The organism is Thalassospira sp. MCCC 1A01148, assembly GCF_001613795.1.
GTDB lineage: Bacteria > Pseudomonadota > Alphaproteobacteria > Rhodospirillales > Thalassospiraceae > Thalassospira.
In genome coordinates, this window is the sequence record NZ_LPVZ01000020.1 from 791,568 (window position 1) to 808,259 (window position 16,692).

A 16,692-nucleotide genomic window follows, 5' to 3' on the forward strand; every position below is an offset into this window, starting at 1 on the left:
CAGATAACAGGGATACCAACCGAATATGTCCACCGCGACCAATACAAAAAAGCGCCCACCGCTTCCCGGTCACCACATGGTGCTCGGCGAAACGGAAAAGCTGCGCCTTGATAGCGGTGTGGAATTTGGCCCCTTCACGCTGGCCTATCAGACCTATGGCGAACTGAATGCGGATAAATCCAACGCGATTCTGGTCTGTCATGCGCTGACAGGTGACCAATATGTCGCCGATGACGTGCACCCGATCACAGGAAAAGCCGGTTGGTGGTCCGAAATTGTGGGTCCGGGCAAGATCATTGATACCGACAAGTATTTCGTGATCTGCAGCAATGTGATTGGCGGCTGCCTTGGCAGCACCGGTCCCAAGGACGTCAATCCCGAAACCGGCAAGCCGTGGGGCCTTGATTTCCCGGTCATTACCATTGCCGACATGGTGCGCGCCCAGACCATGCTGATTGATGCGCTTGGCATTGATATGCTGTTTGCGGTTATTGGCGGCTCGATGGGCGGCATGCAGGTTCTTGAATGGTGCAAAAGCTATCCGGAGCGTGTCTATGCCGCGGCCCCGATTGCGACCTCTTTCCGCCATTCGGCGCAAAACATCGCTTTCCACGAAGTCGGGCGTCAGGCCGTGATGGCCGACCCGGACTGGTGTGGGGGCAACTATCTGCTTGAAGGCAAGAAACCGTCCCGTGGGCTGGCAGTTGCGCGCATGACCGCGCACATCACCTATCTGTCGCAGCCGGCCCTGCATCGCAAATTCGGCCGCAAGCTTCAGAACCGCGGTGCGATCACCTATAGCTTCGACAATGACTTTCAGATCGAAAGTTACTTGCGCCATCAGGGCAAAAGCTTCGTCGACCGGTTTGATGCCAACAGCTATCTCTATATCACGCGTGCGATGGATTATTTCGATCTGTCGCTTGAATATGACGGACGCCTTGCCGAGGCGTTTCAGGGCTGCAAAACCCGGTTCTGCGTTGTGTCGTTTTCAAGTGACTGGTGCTTTACCACGGCTGAGAGCCGCATCGTTGCGCATGCACTCAATGCCGCATCGTGCAATGTCAGTTGTGTGGAAATCGAAAGCGACAAGGGCCATGACGCGTTCTTGCTTGATGAACCGGATTTCCACATGGTGCTAAGCGGCTTTATCGAAGGTGCTGCCGAAGGTCGGGGACTGAAATAATCATGGAAGAAACGATGTCAAACGGCGCTGACGTACCTGCGCATAGCGACCGCATCCGTGTCGATCTGCAGCTGATTGCCGACATGATCGATCCGGGGACCCGTGTACTCGATATCGGCTGCGGCGACGGTGAACTTCTGGGCTATCTGACGCGCACCAAAAAGGTTGATGGTCGCGGTCTTGAACTGTCCAACGAAGGGGTGCGCAACTGCGTCGCACAGGGCCTGCCGGTGATGCAGGGCGATGCCGACCGTGATCTGGGCGATTATCCCGATGGTGCGTTTGACTATGCCATTCTCAGTCAAACGCTTCAGGCGACCCAGCGTCCCAAGGAAGTGTTGTCGGAGCTGCTGCGCATCGGCAAGCAGGCGATTGTGTCCTTTCCGAATTTCGGGCATTGGCGCGCACGGTTTGACCTGATGTTTCGCGGTCGGATGCCGCAAAACCCCAACCTGCCGATCATGTGGTACGAGACGCCAAACATCCATTTCTGCACGGTTCTGGACTTCGTCGCGCTGTGCGAAGAAATGAATCTGACGATTGAACGATCGATGGTTCTCAATGAAAGCGGATCAAAACTCAGCCTCGGCAGCCAAACCCGGTTTTCCAATTTCTTGGGCAATCAGGCCTTGTTCATGCTGAGCAAATAAGTTCATTTCGGCTAGCAATCCGCCCAAATATCACCTTTTGGTTGAATAAGATGTGATTCATATTATCATCTATCCGTGACGCAGGCGCGTTACGGAACGGTTGCCTATGGACGGCCGCCTCCAGATTAATCCTTGATTTGAAAAATCGCTGCCTCCGTCTGCCACCTGATTGATAGGTCACAAATACCCTGCTGACACGTCAGCAGGGTCAGGACCTGTCAATTCGATTGGAATGGCAGAGCTTATATTTGTGAAATCCGGAAAAAAGCCCGCCAGGCATGTTGACATCCCCACAAAGGTTTTGACGGCGCAGTTCACAAATAAAATCTCTGCTCTTCGGATCAACTGTTCGGACGAAACAAACAGGTCCTGACCCTAGGCTGTCATTCATCTCAAAGGGGGCGCGCATGGCATTACGTGATTTCGCATCAAGAACACTGGTTATCTGCTTTGTCGGACTTCTTGCGGCCTGCTCGCAAAAGGCCGAGATGCTGAAACTTTCGGCAACGCAGTTCGGAACGGCAACTGAATCCGCCTTTGACGCCTATGGCACGGCGCAAAGCGCACAGTTTGAGCCTTTCGCGAAATCAGCCGACGAAAAGCGCGCTGAATTCCTCAACAACATGGAAACGTTCAACAGTTCCGTGACACCTGCAAACGTTGAAGCACTGGTTGACCGAAACGCCAGCAGCGGCACGGTTGGCAACAGTTCCGAATGGAAGGCGACCCTTGCCAGTTTGCGTCAGCAATATCAGGAATTTGTCGCGATCTTTGACAATATCGAAGGCGGGTCCGCCCTTGGTGCATCGGCAGTTACCAACTCCGGTCCGATCCTGAAAAAGTTGCGCCAGCAACTGGCAAGCATCACCAAAAACCTGCAGGAAACCCCGCCACAATACCTCAATCGGCGCGCGACACTGGTGGCACAGCTTAACGCGATCCGTGCTGATGACAATGACGATGCCGCAGCCAAAAAGCTGCGCTATGAGCTTTGGCTGCAAAGTTGGCAATCCCTGATGGCAGCCGAACAGGAACTGCAGTCAACGACGCTGCGCCATTTCATTAGCGCATCCACACTTGGCGCCAAGCTTCAGACACAGATTGATAACTACGCCAAACTTGATGTCGCATCCCTGATAAAGGCCGTCGAAGAAGGCATCACCCTTGTTGACAACATTAACGATCTCTCGGCGGAGGAACTGCTCAGCCACGGCACTGACCTGATCGAAACCGCAACGCAGTAGCAAAGGAGGCCGATATGTCTGATCATCTTAACGAACTCATCACCGAAGCCCGACTTGCCTATCAGAATGCGGTTGTCGCGCTGCAAAGTGCTGATATCAACGAAGCACTGACCCTGCGGCCCAAAGTCGAAGAGGCCCGCAAGCTTGTTGAAAAACTGGAAACCCGGCAACTTAAGGCAGGTGTCGTGGTGACCGCCGAAGATGTCACCAGAATGCGGGAACTGCGCGAGCAGATTAATTCTGCCGCCACCTTGCAGCAAACACTGACAAAACTGGCATCGATCCTGGTTACCTTTGTCTAGGGTCAGGCAGCCAAAATCTGTTCGGCGTGGCTTGGGTGGAAGGTTGCTACTGTTGCCAGCGGTCGGCATCGGCATCGTCAGATGCCTTTGCCGTAACCCATTTATCGCCACCGTCCGGGCTTTCTTCGCGTTTCCAGAAGGGGGCGCGGGTTTTAAGGAAATCCATGATGAAGTCGCAGGCCTCAAACGCCGCACGACGATGGGCGGACAGAACAATCACCAGAACAATGCGTTCACCGGGCAGCATGCGGCCAAAGCGATGAACGATGCGGATGTCGTCAAGCGGCCAACGATCTGCAGCCTCATCCGCGATCTTTTCCAGTTCGCGTTCGGTCATGCCGGGATAATGATCAAGCGTCAGGGCCGAGACACTTTCCCCACCATGAATATCGCGCACCAGCCCGACAAAACTGACCGCCGCCCCGATATCGGTACGACCATCGGTCAGGGCCGAAAGCTCGACTCCTGGGTCAAAATCATGTTGCTGAACAGAAACGCGTGACATGGTCGCCGTCCCGGATTGGGTGAGTTGGGGCCAAGCCCTAGTCGAGATGCTTAAGGCCGGTCCGAAGATAAATATAGCCGGTCTGGACCGTGACGATCCCGGCAATCCATAGCAGGATATCACCAATCAGGATCGAGGGAATCAATTCAGGCGATGCATCACCAACCAGAAGGAAGCCGATGGCCAGAATCTGTGCCGTGGTTTTCCATTTGGCAAGCACGGTGACTGGCAACGGCACTTTAATCTCGGCCAGATGTTCGCGCAGGCCCGACACCATGATTTCGCGGCACATGATAATGACCGCGGGCAATACCGCAAAACCGGAAATGCGTTCGAACGCCACCATCATCATCAAGGCTGCCGCCACCAGAAGCTTGTCGGCAATCGGATCAAGGAACCGACCAAGTGGGGATACCACATTCATCGAGCGCGCCAGATAGCCGTCAAAGAAATCGGTCACCCCGGCAAAGGCAAACAGGGCAAAGCCGACCCAGTTGCCAACCGGACCATTGATGTAAAACGACGCGATCAGCGCCGGGATTACGAATATGCGCGACATGGTCAGCAGATTGGGAATCTGGTTTTTCATAAGCGGCCTGTTTGATGGATTTTATGGCGATGACGTCACGGGTTTAGTCATGGCATGGGGCACATCACCGCCCAAAGCCGCGCAATTATTAATGGCTTGAAGCGCTTACCACAAGGGCTGCTTTCCCATTGTTCGCTATCGCAATATTCAGGCGCGAAAGTGATCACTTTTCGTCGTGGAAATGATCATAAATCTTTCGGGCGAGTGCCGCACTGATGCCATCGACGGCTTCCAAGTCAGCCAGACCGGCATCCGCGACCCCGCGCGCAGAGCCGAAATGATGCAGGAGCGCCTTTTTGCGCGCACCCCCAACACCGGGCACCGAATCCAGAACGCTTTTGCCGATCTGTTTGGCGCGTTTGGCGCGATGGGTGCCAATCGCCCAACGATGGGCTTCGTCACGTAGGCGCTGAATGAAATAAAGCACCGGGTCTTTCATATCGAGACGTACCGGGGCCTTGCCGGGGATGTGCAGCACTTCCTTGCCGGCATTGCGATCAACACCCTTGGCGACACCAACCAGCATGACGTCTTCGATCCCGAGATCTTCAAGCACTTCGCGCGCCACGCCAAGCTGCCCCAAACCACCATCAATCAGGCACAGGTCCGGCCATGTGCCGTTTTCGCGATCCGGGTCTTCTTTTTGTGCCCGCGCGAAACGACGGGTCAGGACTTCACGCATCATGGCAAAATCATCACCCGGCGCGATATCGCCCTTGATGTTGAATTTGCGATAGGCGTTTTTCATGAAGCCTTCGGGTCCGGCGACAATCATGCCACCGACCATGTTGGTGCCTTGCGTGTGGGAGTTATCATAAACTTCGATGCGTTCCGGCGTGCTTTCGAGATCAAGCTTGTCGGCCAGATCTTCAAGCAGCTTGCGCTGTGTCGCACTCTCGGCCAGACGGCGCCCCAAGGCATCCTTGGCATTGGTCAACGCATGCTCGACCAGCTTGCGCTTGCCGCCGCGCTTGGGTACGAGCAATTCGATCTTGCGGTCGTTATTGATCGCAAGCGCGTTTTCCACCAGTTCCTGGCCTTCGATTTCGTGTGACAGAAAGACCTGCTTGGGGGCGGGTTTGTCGGCATAGAACTGCCCGACAAAGGCCGACAGGATTTCGGGAATTTCAGCAGACTGTTCATGGCGCGGGAAGTAGGACCGGTTGCCATAGTTCGAGCCCGAACGGAAGAAGAAGACCTGCACACAGCTTTGCCCGCCTTCCTGATGGAGCGCGATGACATCGGCCTCCTCGACACCTTCGAGGTTGATATCCTGATGGGAGCGGATCTGGCTGAGCGCGCGGATACGGTCGCGATACATCGCAGCCTGTTCGAATTCCATCTTTTCGGATGCATCCATCATGTCGGCTTCGAGCTGCTTGAGGATTTTCTGGCTGCGCCCGGTCAAAAAGTCGCGGCAGATATCAACAAGCTCGTCATAATCCGGCTTGGAAATGCGATCGACACAGGGTGCTGCACAACGTTTGATTTGATAAAGCAAACAGGGACGCGACCGGTTGGAAAACACGCCATCGGTGCAAGAGCGCAGCAAAAAGGCGCGTTGCAGATGGTTGATGGTGTTATTCACCGCCCAGGCCGAGGCAAACGGGCCAAAGCAACTGCCATCCTTGGCGCGCGCGCCGCGATGTTTGACGATGCGCGGATAGTCGTGATCTTCGGTGATCAGGATGTACGGGAAGCTTTTGTCATCGCGCAGCAGGATGTTGTAGCGCGGTTTGAGCTTCTTGATCAGGTTGGATTCAAGAAGAAGCGCCTCGGCCTCGGTATGGGTGGTGATGATTTCCATCCGCACCGTCTGGGCCACCATGCGGGCAATGCGGATCGGCAATTGCATGATGCGGGTATAGGCCACCACGCGTTTCTTGAGGTTCTTGGCCTTGCCGACATAAAGAACGCGGTCCTTGTCATCGATCATGCGATAGACACCAGCCGAGCCCGGCATGGTTTTCAGCGCATTTTTGATCGCCTCCACCCCGCGTGCTGCCCCACCGTCGATTTTATCACCATCAAGCGACAAACCGATTTCCCGCCTCGGGGTGTCATACCCGGTCGGGTTTTCGGAGGAAACAGGTGGCTTCATCAAGGCACTCCACAATCACCAGAATCTGTTGCGGTTCAAGCGAGCTGCAATAGACCCTAAAATACATTCAAAGTTGTGACGGTCGTCACAGGCAGGCGCGCTTTGGAACATAGCTGAAAAGATTAACATCGCAATACCATCAGGGGGAATCGCCATGCCAAAAAAGATGTCCACCAAGACTGTGGATAACTATGTGGGTAATCGGGGGGTGACTTCCTACACCCCTTGAGAGTCTTAACGTTCTGTGAAGTGCTCAATTATTGAGCAAAACAGCTAAGTAATTGAAATTCATCAATAAAAATACTGTCAACCTGAAATCATTCGGTAATAGAGTCGTAAAAATTGAATATTTTCCTTTGATTCACATGCGCCAGATGCTTGTGCATAAGCACAATCGCGATTCGGGCCATAGGAATCAAAGAGTCCCTTGTGATACCGGTTCGAAAAAGTAAATTTTTTGGCGAGAGACGATGCAGATCAGCGCGCGATATTGTGGCGTTCGATTTCTACACCAACCGCTGTGACGTCTTCAAAAACATCAAGCTTTTCAACCCTGACGATCACCTTTTGCACGCGCGGATCGGCAAGGCACATATCGGCGAGTTTTTCCCCAAGGGTTTCCACAAGGTTTGTGTGACCGTCCTGGCAAATGCGGCGCGTGCCGACAACCAGATCTTCGTAGCTGAGCACGGTGGTGATGTCGTCATTCTGAACGCCATCCCCTTCAAGTACTTCCAGATCAAGATTGATTCGAACGCGTTGCGGCGCTTCTTTTTCATGTTCATACACCCCGATAGAGGTGTGAATGATCATGTCACGCACGAAGACACGGCGCAGACTGCCTGCCAGATCAGCATGGGGCAGATCGGCAAATGGCAATGTCGTAACTTTGGCATCCTTTTTAAGGCCTGCGGTCATATTCCGGTCTTCCTTGTGCTGCTTTCCTGTGCGGTTTGATCAACAGAACCACACATGTCCGGCCCGATGTCAGGCTGTGATTTCACAGATCACCGCCGGGCATCATTCGACTGGCTTGTCTTCTTCGCCACTGGGCGCCCAATCAAGGTGCTGCCCGCCGTCAAGCGCTAACATTTGCCCGGTGATGGCCGGCGCGGCAAGGAAAAATCGAACCGCGTCGCAAATCTCTTGCGGATTTGTCCCTATTTTCAGGGGCGTTTTGGCACATTGCGCGTCGAAATCTTCCTGTGTTTGTCGGCTACTAGGCAGTGCCGGCCCCGGTCCGATGGCATTCACCCGAATTTTCGGGGCCAAAGCCAGCGACAGCGTCTGGGTCAGGGTCCAAAGACCGGCCTTTGACAAGGTATAGGTCATGAAATGCGGCGTCAGATTCCATACGCGCTGATCAATCAGGTTCAGGATCGCGCCCTTGCAGTCGTCTGGCAGATGCCGGGAAAATTGCTGCGAAAGGACAAACGGCGCACGCAAATTGGTTTCCATATGCAGATCCCAACTGTCGCGCGTCGCACTGCCGACGTCATCAAATTCAAAGGTCGAGGCGTTATTAATCAGAACGCCAATCGGGCCAAGCTGTTTGACGGCATCTGCGACAAGGCGGTGGGTATCTTCTTCGTTGGTGAGATCGGCCGAAACAACACAGGCCCGCCGACCAAGATCACGTATCTCGGCGGCCAGCGCTTCGGCATCGCTTTTCGAACTGTTGCAATGAAGGGCGATGTCATACCCCTGCCGCGCCAGATCAAGGCTCAGCGCCCGGCCAATGCGCTTTGCCGCGCCGGTAATCAAAGCCGTCTTTGGAAATTGACCTGTCATTGCTGCCTCGATCCTTACCATATGGTCCCGTCCGGTGACTGACCAGCCGGGAACTGATTGAACTGACTATGCTACGACAAGTTGGAAGACATAGACCAGATAGGCGATCACGAATGCAATGCCGGTGATGCGCGAAATCTTGCGCAAGGCATAAGCCACCAGAAGCAACAGGACCGTAACCGCCAACATGATCCAGATATCGGAATTCATGATCTGTTCAGGCACCGGGATCGGGGCGATCAGCGAAACACCACCAATAATAACAAGCAGGTTCAAAAGGTTCGATCCAAACACGTTGCCAAGTGCAACATCGGCATGCCCGCGGAAAGCAGCAACAACCGAGGCTGCGAGTTCCGGCAATGAGGTTCCGAATGCCACCAGGGTCAGACCAATAACGGCCTCGGACACGCCAAACTGACGGGCCACGGTTACCCCGCCTTCAACCAACCAGTCCGCACCGAGCATCAAACCGACAATACCGATCAGGGTCGCGATGATCGGTTTGATCCAGCCTTTGGGTTTTTCACCAATTTCATCGACTTCTTCTTCGTGCAGATGGCTGGCATCACTGGGTGAATTTTTGTCATGCTGATAGGTAAAGTACCAGATCGCAGCCAATACACAGAGCATGACCGCCCCGGCCCAGCGTTCGATCACGCCAAACATGCACAACCCGATGAAAAGCACCGTGCCCAGCAACATGGTACCACCATCTCGAACAACCGTGACGCGCGCGGCCGCCACAGGCTTGAGCAAGGCAACCGCCCCGAGAATAAGCAAAATATTGGCGATGTTGGAGCCAACCACGTTGCCCATGGCGATATCGGCCGTGCCTTTGAGTGCCGCGTTCAGGGATACGACAAATTCGGGTGCCGACGTACCAGCCGCCACAATCGTCAAACCGACAATCACCTTGGAAACGCCCAGCAAAAGGGCCAGACCAACCGCACCCCGCACAATAAATTCACCACCCGCCGTCAATAAGACAAGGCCTGCGACGATCTGAAGATAGGGGATAAGCTGTTCCAAAATATATGCTCGTCTGAAAAGCGATTAAACCGGCCCTTGATCGGGCTCGCGGAAGATGGCATTTGGCAGACCGGATGGCAAGCCATCAGAAGATGACATTCTTCACGACCTGCCCACATGTCCCGGACGTCTTATGGCATTTCGCATTCACGGGGATGTGTACTGTTCTGGTGCACGTTCTGTGAATTTCGCAATTGCGCTAAATTTACCCACGACTGGCAGGGTTATTTTCGTTATCCTGTTATTCTCGTTATTTTCAGATATTTAAGCCCTGACTACGGGGCCTGAAACCCAGTGACTGTTTGACCGCCTTCCGGATCGTTTTTCGCCATGCATCACAGCGTCCTGTTCGAGCTGTTCCTTATTCTGACTGCCGCAATCATTGCGGTGCCCATCGCTCACAAGCTGCGTGCCAATTCGATCATCGGCTTTCTGATTGGTGGTTTCTTTATCGGCCCGTTCGGCTTTGGCCTGATTAGTGAACGTGAAGACATCTCCACGGTTGCAGAACTTGGCGTTGTTTTTCTGCTGTTCATGATCGGTTTGGAACTGTCGCGCGAACGATTGCGCGTTATTGGCGGGCGGTTTGCCGCACTTGGGCTGTTTCAGATACTTGTTTCGATGCTTGCCCTTCTGGGCCTGATGATCGTCATGGAATTTGCCCTGCCGACCGCGCTGGTCATTGCAGGCGCACTGGCATTGTCATCAACGGCCATCATCCTCAAACAGCTTTCGGATGACCGGCAGCTCAACACCCGGTTCGGGCGCGCGGCCCTTGCCATCCTGCTTTTGCAGGACGTGGCGGTTGGCCCGTTCCTGATCATGGTGCAGGCCGCAGGCGATGCGGGGACGGAAACAAGCCCGTGGATCAGCATCCTGCTTGGTTTCGGGGCGGTTGCCTTGCTGTTGCTGGTCGGGCGTTATTTGTTGCCACGTCTGTTTCGCTATATCGCCTCTCTTAAAAATCCGGAACTGTTTGCCATCGGCACACTGTTTGTCGTTCTGGCGGCCAGCACACTTACCGAAGTGTCCGGGCTTTCCATGGCGCTTGGCGCCTTTATTGCCGGCGTGATGCTGGCCGAAACCGAATTCCGCCATCAGATCGAAGCCGACATTGCGCCGTTCCGTGGTGTGTTCCTGTCGCTGTTCTTCATGTCGGTGGGCATGTCGGTCAATGTCGACGTGGTCTACAACGAATTTGGCACCATCATGATGTGGCTGGTGTTGCTGCTGGTGATCAAGACGGCTGTGCTTTTTGTTCTGGCACGCGCGATCAAGTTTGAAACCGGTTCTGCCATTCGTGTTGCGCTTAGCCTTGCGGCGGGCGGCGAATTTGCCTTTGTGATGTTTGCACTGGCCGCGCAAAACGGGGCGGTGCCGCTTGATATTGCGGCGATGCTGATCCCGGTGGTGGCGATTTCGATGGCGCTGACCCCGACCCTGATCAGCCTGGGCCACAAGATCGAGGAAAAGCTGCATCCCAAAGAAGAAGACCAGCTTGGCAAGATTTCCGAGGAATCCGAAGGCATTCACCAGCATGTTCTGGTAATCGGCAGCGGCCGTGTTGGCCGGGTTCTGGCGCGGTTGCTCAAAACGCGCAACATCCCGTTTCTTGTCCTTGATAGTGACGCACAACAGGTTTCACGCGGGCGTGCCGAAGGCCTGCCAGTTTACTTTGCCGACGGGTCGAGACCGGAAACTTTCCGGGCTGCACACACGGATGAGGCAAAAATTGCGGTTGTTGCCATGGGGAACCCGCATGCCACGGAAAAAACCGTTGCCCTTTTGCGACAACATTACCCGCATCTGAAGATCTTTGCCCGTGCGCAGGACATCACCCATATCGGGCCGCTGTCACGCCATGGGGCAGATGCCGCCATTCCCGAAGTTCTCGAAACCGGGTTGCGGTTATCCGATCATGTTTTGGCCGCCTGCGACGTGCCACAAGAAGATATCGATGCGGAAATCGCCAAGTTCCGCCGCGCGGATATGTTGTTGATGAACGAACTGGCCCCGCGCATGCAGCGCAAACAGACCAGCGGGGATGCCAAGGAAAGCGGCACCAAGGACAGCACCACCAAGGACAAGTCCTGATCATCAACAGGACGAAACAAAAACCCCCGTTGCGACATGCAACGGGGGTTTTTGATGACGTCGGTCGGGAAAATGACGTTTAGACGGCAGTTTCTGCATCCAGTGCATAACCGGCCGCACGGACGGTGCGGATGATATCGCGCGTGCCCTTGACGTCGTTCAGCGCCTTGCGCAGGCGGCGGATGTGAACATCAACCGTGCGGGTTTCGACATAGATGTTCGGGCCCCAAACAGCGTTAAGCAGCTGTTCGCGCGAGAAAACACGCCCCGGATGTTCCAGGAAATAGCGCAAAAGACGGAATTCCGTCGGGCCAAGATGGATGGCCTTGCCGTTGCGACTGACACGATGGGCGGCGAGATCCATTTCGATATCGGAATAGATCAACTGCCCCTGTGGTTGCGCCGGACCAGACCGGCGTAGCAAAGCGCGGATGCGGGCCAGCAATTCACCAATGGCAAACGGCTTGGTGACATAGTCATCAGCCCCGGTATCAAGACCGCGGATACGGTCGCCTTCTTCGCCACGGGCCGTAACCATGATCACCGGCAAATCGCGGCTTTCAGGTTTGCGACGGATCTGGCGGCAGACTTCGATACCCGACATCACCGGCAGCATCCAGTCGAGCAAAACAAGATCGACATGGGTTTCTGCCAGAATTTTCAACGCTTCGTCACCGTCTCCGGCTTCGACAACCTGCATCCCCTCTCGTTCGAGGTTGTAGCGCAACATGGTTACGATTGCAGCCTCGTCCTCGACGATAAGAACCGTTGGGTCCATCTTCCTATGCTCCAGTGTCACTCATTCGGTTCGACGACCGCGAAATTCGCAGCGTCGTTTTTGGGCCGATCAATCCCCGGCAGGTCTTCGCCCTTGATCCGGTAATAGATCGTCTCGGCGATGTTGGTGGCGTGGTCGCCAATACGTTCGATGTTCTTGGCGATGAACAACAGATGGGTCGACGCGGTAATGTTGCGCGGATCTTCCATCATGTAGGTCAGCAATTCGCGGAACAGCGAATTGTACATGTCGTCCACTTCCTGATCGCGTTCCCAAACCCGGTGGGCCTTTTCGGCGTCGCTTTCGATATAGGCGTCCAGAACATCCTTGATGATTTCCTGGGCCAGCTTGGCCATGTTCGGGATCGCCTGAACCGGACGGATCGGCGGGATCTGGTTCAGAACCTGTGCGCGTTTGGCGATGTTCTTTGCCAAGTCACCGATGCGTTCAAGATCGTTTGACAGCTTAAGGGCCGTAACGACCTGACGCAGGTCATCTGCCATCGGCTGACGCAGGGCCAGAAGACGGACGGCAAAGTCCTGTACTTCCTGTTCAAGAACGTCGATGCGCTGATCGGACAGAATGACTTTCTCGGCCAACTCGGAATCGCGTTTAACGATGGAACGGATCGACGAAATAAGCTGGCTTTCGGCAAGCCCGCCCATCTGCGAAATGATGTTGTTCAGACGGGTCAGTTCCTCGTCGAACGAACTTACGATATGGGTATGATCTTCAGCCATTTATGCGTACTCCTGGTGTCGCTTAACCGAAGCGGCCGGTAATGTAACCCTTGGTGCGTTCGTCCTTCGGGTTGGTAAAGATTTGATCGGTTTCGCCAACTTCAACCAGCTTGCCAAGATGGAAGAACGCGGTGCGCTGCGACACACGGGCAGCCTGCTGCATGGAGTGGGTGACGATCACAATCGTGTAGTTCGAACGCAACTCATCGATCAGTTCCTCGACCTTGGCGGTCGCAATCGGATCAAGTGCCGAACATGGCTCATCCATCAGGATGACTTCCGGGCTGACGGCCACCGCACGCGCAATGCAAAGACGCTGCTGCTGACCACCGGAAAGACCGGTTGCAGGCGACTGCAAGCGGTCTTTGACTTCCTTGAGAAGACCGGCACGTTCAAGCGAGGTCATGACGATTTCGTCAAGTTCATCGCGCGAATTGACCAGACCATGAATACGCGGGCCATAGGCCACATTGTCATAGATGGTTTTCGGGAACGGGTTCGGTTTCTGGAACACCATACCGATGCGCGCACGCAGCTGAACCACGTCAATGCGCTTGTCATAAATATCGCGGCCATCAAGGGTGACTTCGCCCTTGAGGGTGACACCGTCAATCGTGTCATTCATCCGGTTCAGGCAGCGCAGGAAGGTGGATTTACCACAGCCCGACGGGCCGATCAGCGCGGTCACCTGCTGTTCGGCGATATCAAGGTTGACCTCATAAAGGGCCTGATTATCGCTATAGAAAAGATCAAGGTTACGCGCGGTCATTTTCGGTTTTTCGACCGACGGCTCTGCCGTCATTGCGCTCTGGGATACAGCAGCCATTTTACCACTTCCGTTCAAATTTTTTGCGCAGATACACAGCCAGTCCATTCATCAGGACAAGGAAGGCCAGCAACACCATAATCGCAGCCGAGGTTTTCTCGACAAAGGCACGTTCCGGGCTGTCTGCCCACAGATAGATCTGCACCGGCAGAACCGTTGCCGGGTCAAGAGCCCCGCCCGGGATATCGACAATAAAGGCCACCATACCGATCATCAGAAGCGGTGCGGTTTCACCCAATGCCTGCGCCATGCCAATGATCGTGCCGGTCAGAATGCCCGGCATGGCAAGCGGCAGGACATGATGGGTCACGGTCTGAACCGGTGATGCGCCAAGACCAAGTGCGGCCTGCCGGATCGACGGTGGCACCGCCTTGATCGCTGCACGCGAGGCAATGATGATGGTTGGCAAGGTCATGAGTGCGAGCGTCAGACCACCGACGACCGGGGCCGAACGCGGCAAATGCATGACATTAAGGTAAACCTCAAGCCCCAGCAGACCAAACACGATGGACGGCACGGCCGCCAGGTTGTTGATATTGACCTCGACAATCTGGGTGAAGCGGTTCTTCGGTGCGAACTCTTCGAGATAGACCGCAGCCAGAACACCAATCGGGAAGGACAGCGCAAGCGTCACCAGCAGGGTATAGAACGACCCGACAGCCGCCCCCCAAATCCCGGCAAGTTCCGGTTCGCGGGAATCCCCACTGGTAAAGAAGCGGGAGTGGAACTGTTTTTCCACCGCACCGGCTTCGACCAGCTGGTTATACCAGCTTACTTCCTGATCATTGAGGCGACGGTCGCCTTCATCGACGGTGGGATCAATATAGCCCTTGTTGAGCATATCGAAGTCGTCACCCGAGATCAGCCAGATGGTGCGCGTTTGGCCAATCAGGCTCGGATTTTCGAGAACCCGTTCGCGCAGGTCATAAGATGCACCACCTGAAACGATGCCATAAAGGTTTCGCTTTTCACTGCGCGAGGTCACATCCGGGAAACGTTCCCGCAAGGCCTGTTTGATGAGGCCATCAAAGTTCGCACGACCAATCACGTCCGGGTCACCGGTCCCTTCGGGATCAATGACCGCCGGATCAAAGGTAATTTCGAGCTGGACATAGGTCTGGTAAAAGGCGCTGTAGCCTTTTGATCCAATCGAAAACACCAGAACGAACAGGGCCAGAAGCGCGATACCGATCGCAACCAGGCCATACATTTTAAAGCGGCGTTCAGCGGCGTAACGTTTTTTGATTTGACGCGCAATCTTCGGACTATCCCAGTCAACCGGCTTACGCAGATTGTCAGAGATCACCTTGGCCGCAGCTCTGTCTTCCATAAGAGATGCCATATCAGTCATATTTCTCGCGATACTTCTGAACAACCTTAAGGGCAAATACGTTCAAGCCCAAGGTGACAAGGAAAAGAACCAGCCCCAACGCAAAGGCCGAAAGGGTTTTTGCACTGTCAAACTCCTGATCCCCGACCAGAAGGGTCACGATCTGCACGGTAACGGTCGTAACAGCCTGAAGCGGGTTTGCCGTCATGTTTGCCGCAAGACCAGCCGCCATCACCACAATCATGGTTTCACCAATCGCACGAGACACTGCCAGCAGAACCGCACCGACAATACCCGGAAGTGCGGCCGGGAAAATCACGTTGCGGATGGTTTCGGATTTGGTTGCGCCCAAACCGTAAGAACCATCGCGCAGGGATTTCGGCACCTGCGACATGACGTCATCAGACAGTGACGAAACAAACGGAATGATCATCACACCCATGACAAGACCAGCCGCCAACGCGCTTTCGGAGCTGACATCAAGACCAAGGATCGCCCCGTTATCACGCAGGAACGGAGCCACGGTCAGCGCAGCAAAGAAGCCATAAACAACCGTCGGCACACCCGCGAGAATTTCAAGTGCGGGCTTGGCCACCGCGCGGAATTTCGGCGATGCATATTCGCCCATATAAATTGCCGAAAACAGGCCGATCGGAACGGCCACGCACATGGCAATCAGGGTAATCAGAAGCGTGCCGACAAAGAGCGGGATCGCACCAAAGGCCCCCTCAGAGGCAACCTGATCGGCACGAATGGCAGTTTGCGGGCTCCATTCCAGACCAAACAGGAACTCAAGCGGGTTGATCTTGGTAAAGAAGTGCAGTGCTTCGAACAGTAGCGAAAAGACGATGCCGACGGTCGACAGGATCGCAATCGCCGAGCAGGCAATCATCACATAGCGCGCGATGCGTTCGATATTGTTGCGCGCCCGCATGTCTGCGGTGATTTTGCGATATGACAGCGACAGGCCAAGCACAGCGCCGCTCAGCATCACGACGACAAGAGCGGCATTGGCAATCGTCTGAATGTTGGCAAGACGGCGACCGGCATCAACAATTTCCGGTTCGACCGTCAGATGCTGACCATTTCCGTCAGCAATCAGTGAAATAGAGTTAAGCGCAAGCGACAGGCGACCGGAGTCACTGACAATTTCCTGTGGTAGATCTGAAACGATCAGGGCTTCGATCACTGATCCCTGAAAACAATACCAGATCAAAAGCAAAAACAGCGCGGGAAGCCCGCACCAGGCTGCTGTATAGGCCCCGTAGTGAACCGGCAAGGAATGAAGATTGCTGTGTCGGCCGCCCGAGAGCGCTACGGCCCGCTGGCGTCCAAAATAAAAGGACAGCGCGCAAAGTGCGGCAACCGCGAGCAACAGGAAAGACAGGGACATTATATTAGATCCGTTCGCCAGATGAGCCTGCAAAGGTCAGTTCGTGAGGCCAATAGGACAGAAACAATAAACAAATCAAGCAATGATCAGGCTCAGAACCCATGAATTTGGTTTTTATGGTTAACCTGATTTGT

Annotated in this window: 16 protein-coding genes; 5 read left to right on the forward strand and 11 right to left on the reverse strand. The window is 54.7% G+C overall.

Going from position 1 to position 16,692, the window contains the following annotated elements; translation table 11 throughout:
• The first annotated feature begins 25 nt into the window (after positions 1-25).
• The 4 genes from AUQ43_RS13195 (at position 26) to AUQ43_RS13210 (ending at position 3,382) form a co-directional block, all read left to right on the forward strand.
• Entirely contained in the window at positions 26-1,186 is a 1,161-nt protein-coding gene (locus tag AUQ43_RS13195; RefSeq protein WP_062956707.1) for a homoserine O-acetyltransferase, read from the forward strand.
• A gap of 2 nt (positions 1,187-1,188) precedes the next feature.
• On the forward strand, positions 1,189-1,836 hold the full coding sequence (gene metW / locus AUQ43_RS13200) for a methionine biosynthesis protein MetW (protein ID WP_084272101.1): 648 nt from the start codon (positions 1,189-1,191) through the stop codon (positions 1,834-1,836).
• Between the two features lie 407 nt (positions 1,837-2,243).
• Positions 2,244-3,080 (forward strand): hypothetical protein, encoded by an 837-nt coding sequence (locus AUQ43_RS13205; protein WP_062956708.1) that lies wholly within the window; start codon positions 2,244-2,246, stop codon positions 3,078-3,080.
• Positions 3,081-3,094: 14 nt separating this feature from the next.
• Positions 3,095-3,382: a hypothetical protein gene (locus tag AUQ43_RS13210; protein WP_062956709.1), complete on the forward strand. Its 288-nt coding sequence runs from the start codon at positions 3,095-3,097 to the stop codon at positions 3,380-3,382.
• A 46-nt stretch (positions 3,383-3,428) separates the two neighbouring features.
• Here AUQ43_RS13210 and AUQ43_RS13215 read toward each other — a convergent pair whose 3' ends face one another.
• The 6 genes from AUQ43_RS13215 to AUQ43_RS13240 form a co-directional block, all read right to left on the reverse strand.
• Positions 3,429-3,887 (reverse strand): molybdenum cofactor biosynthesis protein MoaE, encoded by a 459-nt coding sequence (locus tag AUQ43_RS13215; RefSeq protein ID WP_062956710.1) that lies wholly within the window; start codon positions 3,885-3,887, stop codon positions 3,429-3,431.
• 37 nt (positions 3,888-3,924) lie between these two features.
• Complete coding sequence (gene pgsA, locus AUQ43_RS13220; RefSeq protein WP_062956711.1) at positions 3,925-4,476, reverse strand: CDP-diacylglycerol--glycerol-3-phosphate 3-phosphatidyltransferase; 552 nt, start codon at positions 4,474-4,476, stop codon at positions 3,925-3,927.
• Positions 4,477-4,639: 163 nt separating this feature from the next.
• Positions 4,640-6,577: an excinuclease ABC subunit UvrC gene (uvrC, locus tag AUQ43_RS13225; RefSeq protein WP_114129774.1), complete on the reverse strand. Its 1,938-nt coding sequence runs from the start codon at positions 6,575-6,577 to the stop codon at positions 4,640-4,642.
• 477 nt (positions 6,578-7,054) lie between these two features.
• Entirely contained in the window at positions 7,055-7,495 is a 441-nt protein-coding gene (folB, locus tag AUQ43_RS13230) for a dihydroneopterin aldolase (protein ID WP_084272102.1), read from the reverse strand.
• Between the two features lie 102 nt (positions 7,496-7,597).
• A complete protein-coding gene (locus tag AUQ43_RS13235; protein WP_062957303.1) occupies positions 7,598-8,368 on the reverse strand; it encodes an SDR family oxidoreductase in 771 nt (256 codons plus the stop codon).
• 66 nt (positions 8,369-8,434) lie between these two features.
• Positions 8,435-9,397 carry a calcium/sodium antiporter gene (locus AUQ43_RS13240; protein WP_062956712.1) on the reverse strand — a complete coding sequence of 321 codons (963 nt, stop codon included), beginning with the start codon at positions 9,395-9,397 and terminating at the stop codon, positions 8,435-8,437.
• A gap of 330 nt (positions 9,398-9,727) precedes the next feature.
• Between AUQ43_RS13240 and AUQ43_RS13245 the strand changes: the two genes are divergently transcribed.
• Positions 9,728-11,491: a cation:proton antiporter gene (locus tag AUQ43_RS13245; RefSeq protein WP_062956713.1), complete on the forward strand. Its 1,764-nt coding sequence runs from the start codon at positions 9,728-9,730 to the stop codon at positions 11,489-11,491.
• Between the two features lie 79 nt (positions 11,492-11,570).
• Here AUQ43_RS13245 and phoB read toward each other — a convergent pair whose 3' ends face one another.
• Genes phoB through pstC form a run of 5 tightly spaced genes read right to left on the reverse strand, consistent with a single transcriptional unit; the run spans position 11,571 to position 16,558 of the window.
• Positions 11,571-12,269: a phosphate regulon transcriptional regulator PhoB gene (gene phoB / locus AUQ43_RS13250; RefSeq protein WP_062956714.1), complete on the reverse strand. Its 699-nt coding sequence runs from the start codon at positions 12,267-12,269 to the stop codon at positions 11,571-11,573.
• A 17-nt stretch (positions 12,270-12,286) separates the two neighbouring features.
• Positions 12,287-13,009 carry a phosphate signaling complex protein PhoU gene (gene phoU, locus AUQ43_RS13255; RefSeq protein WP_062956715.1) on the reverse strand — a complete coding sequence of 241 codons (723 nt, stop codon included), beginning with the start codon at positions 13,007-13,009 and terminating at the stop codon, positions 12,287-12,289.
• Between the two features lie 22 nt (positions 13,010-13,031).
• Positions 13,032-13,835: a phosphate ABC transporter ATP-binding protein PstB gene (gene pstB / locus AUQ43_RS13260; protein WP_084272103.1), complete on the reverse strand. Its 804-nt coding sequence runs from the start codon at positions 13,833-13,835 to the stop codon at positions 13,032-13,034.
• A 1-nt stretch (position 13,836) separates the two neighbouring features.
• Positions 13,837-15,186: a phosphate ABC transporter permease PstA gene (gene pstA, locus AUQ43_RS13265; protein ID WP_062956716.1), complete on the reverse strand. Its 1,350-nt coding sequence runs from the start codon at positions 15,184-15,186 to the stop codon at positions 13,837-13,839.
• Positions 15,179-16,558 (reverse strand): phosphate ABC transporter permease subunit PstC, encoded by a 1,380-nt coding sequence (pstC, locus tag AUQ43_RS13270; protein WP_062956717.1) that lies wholly within the window; start codon positions 16,556-16,558, stop codon positions 15,179-15,181. The genes pstA and pstC overlap by 8 nt, the downstream gene beginning before the upstream one ends.
• Positions 16,559-16,692 lie beyond the last annotated feature (134 nt).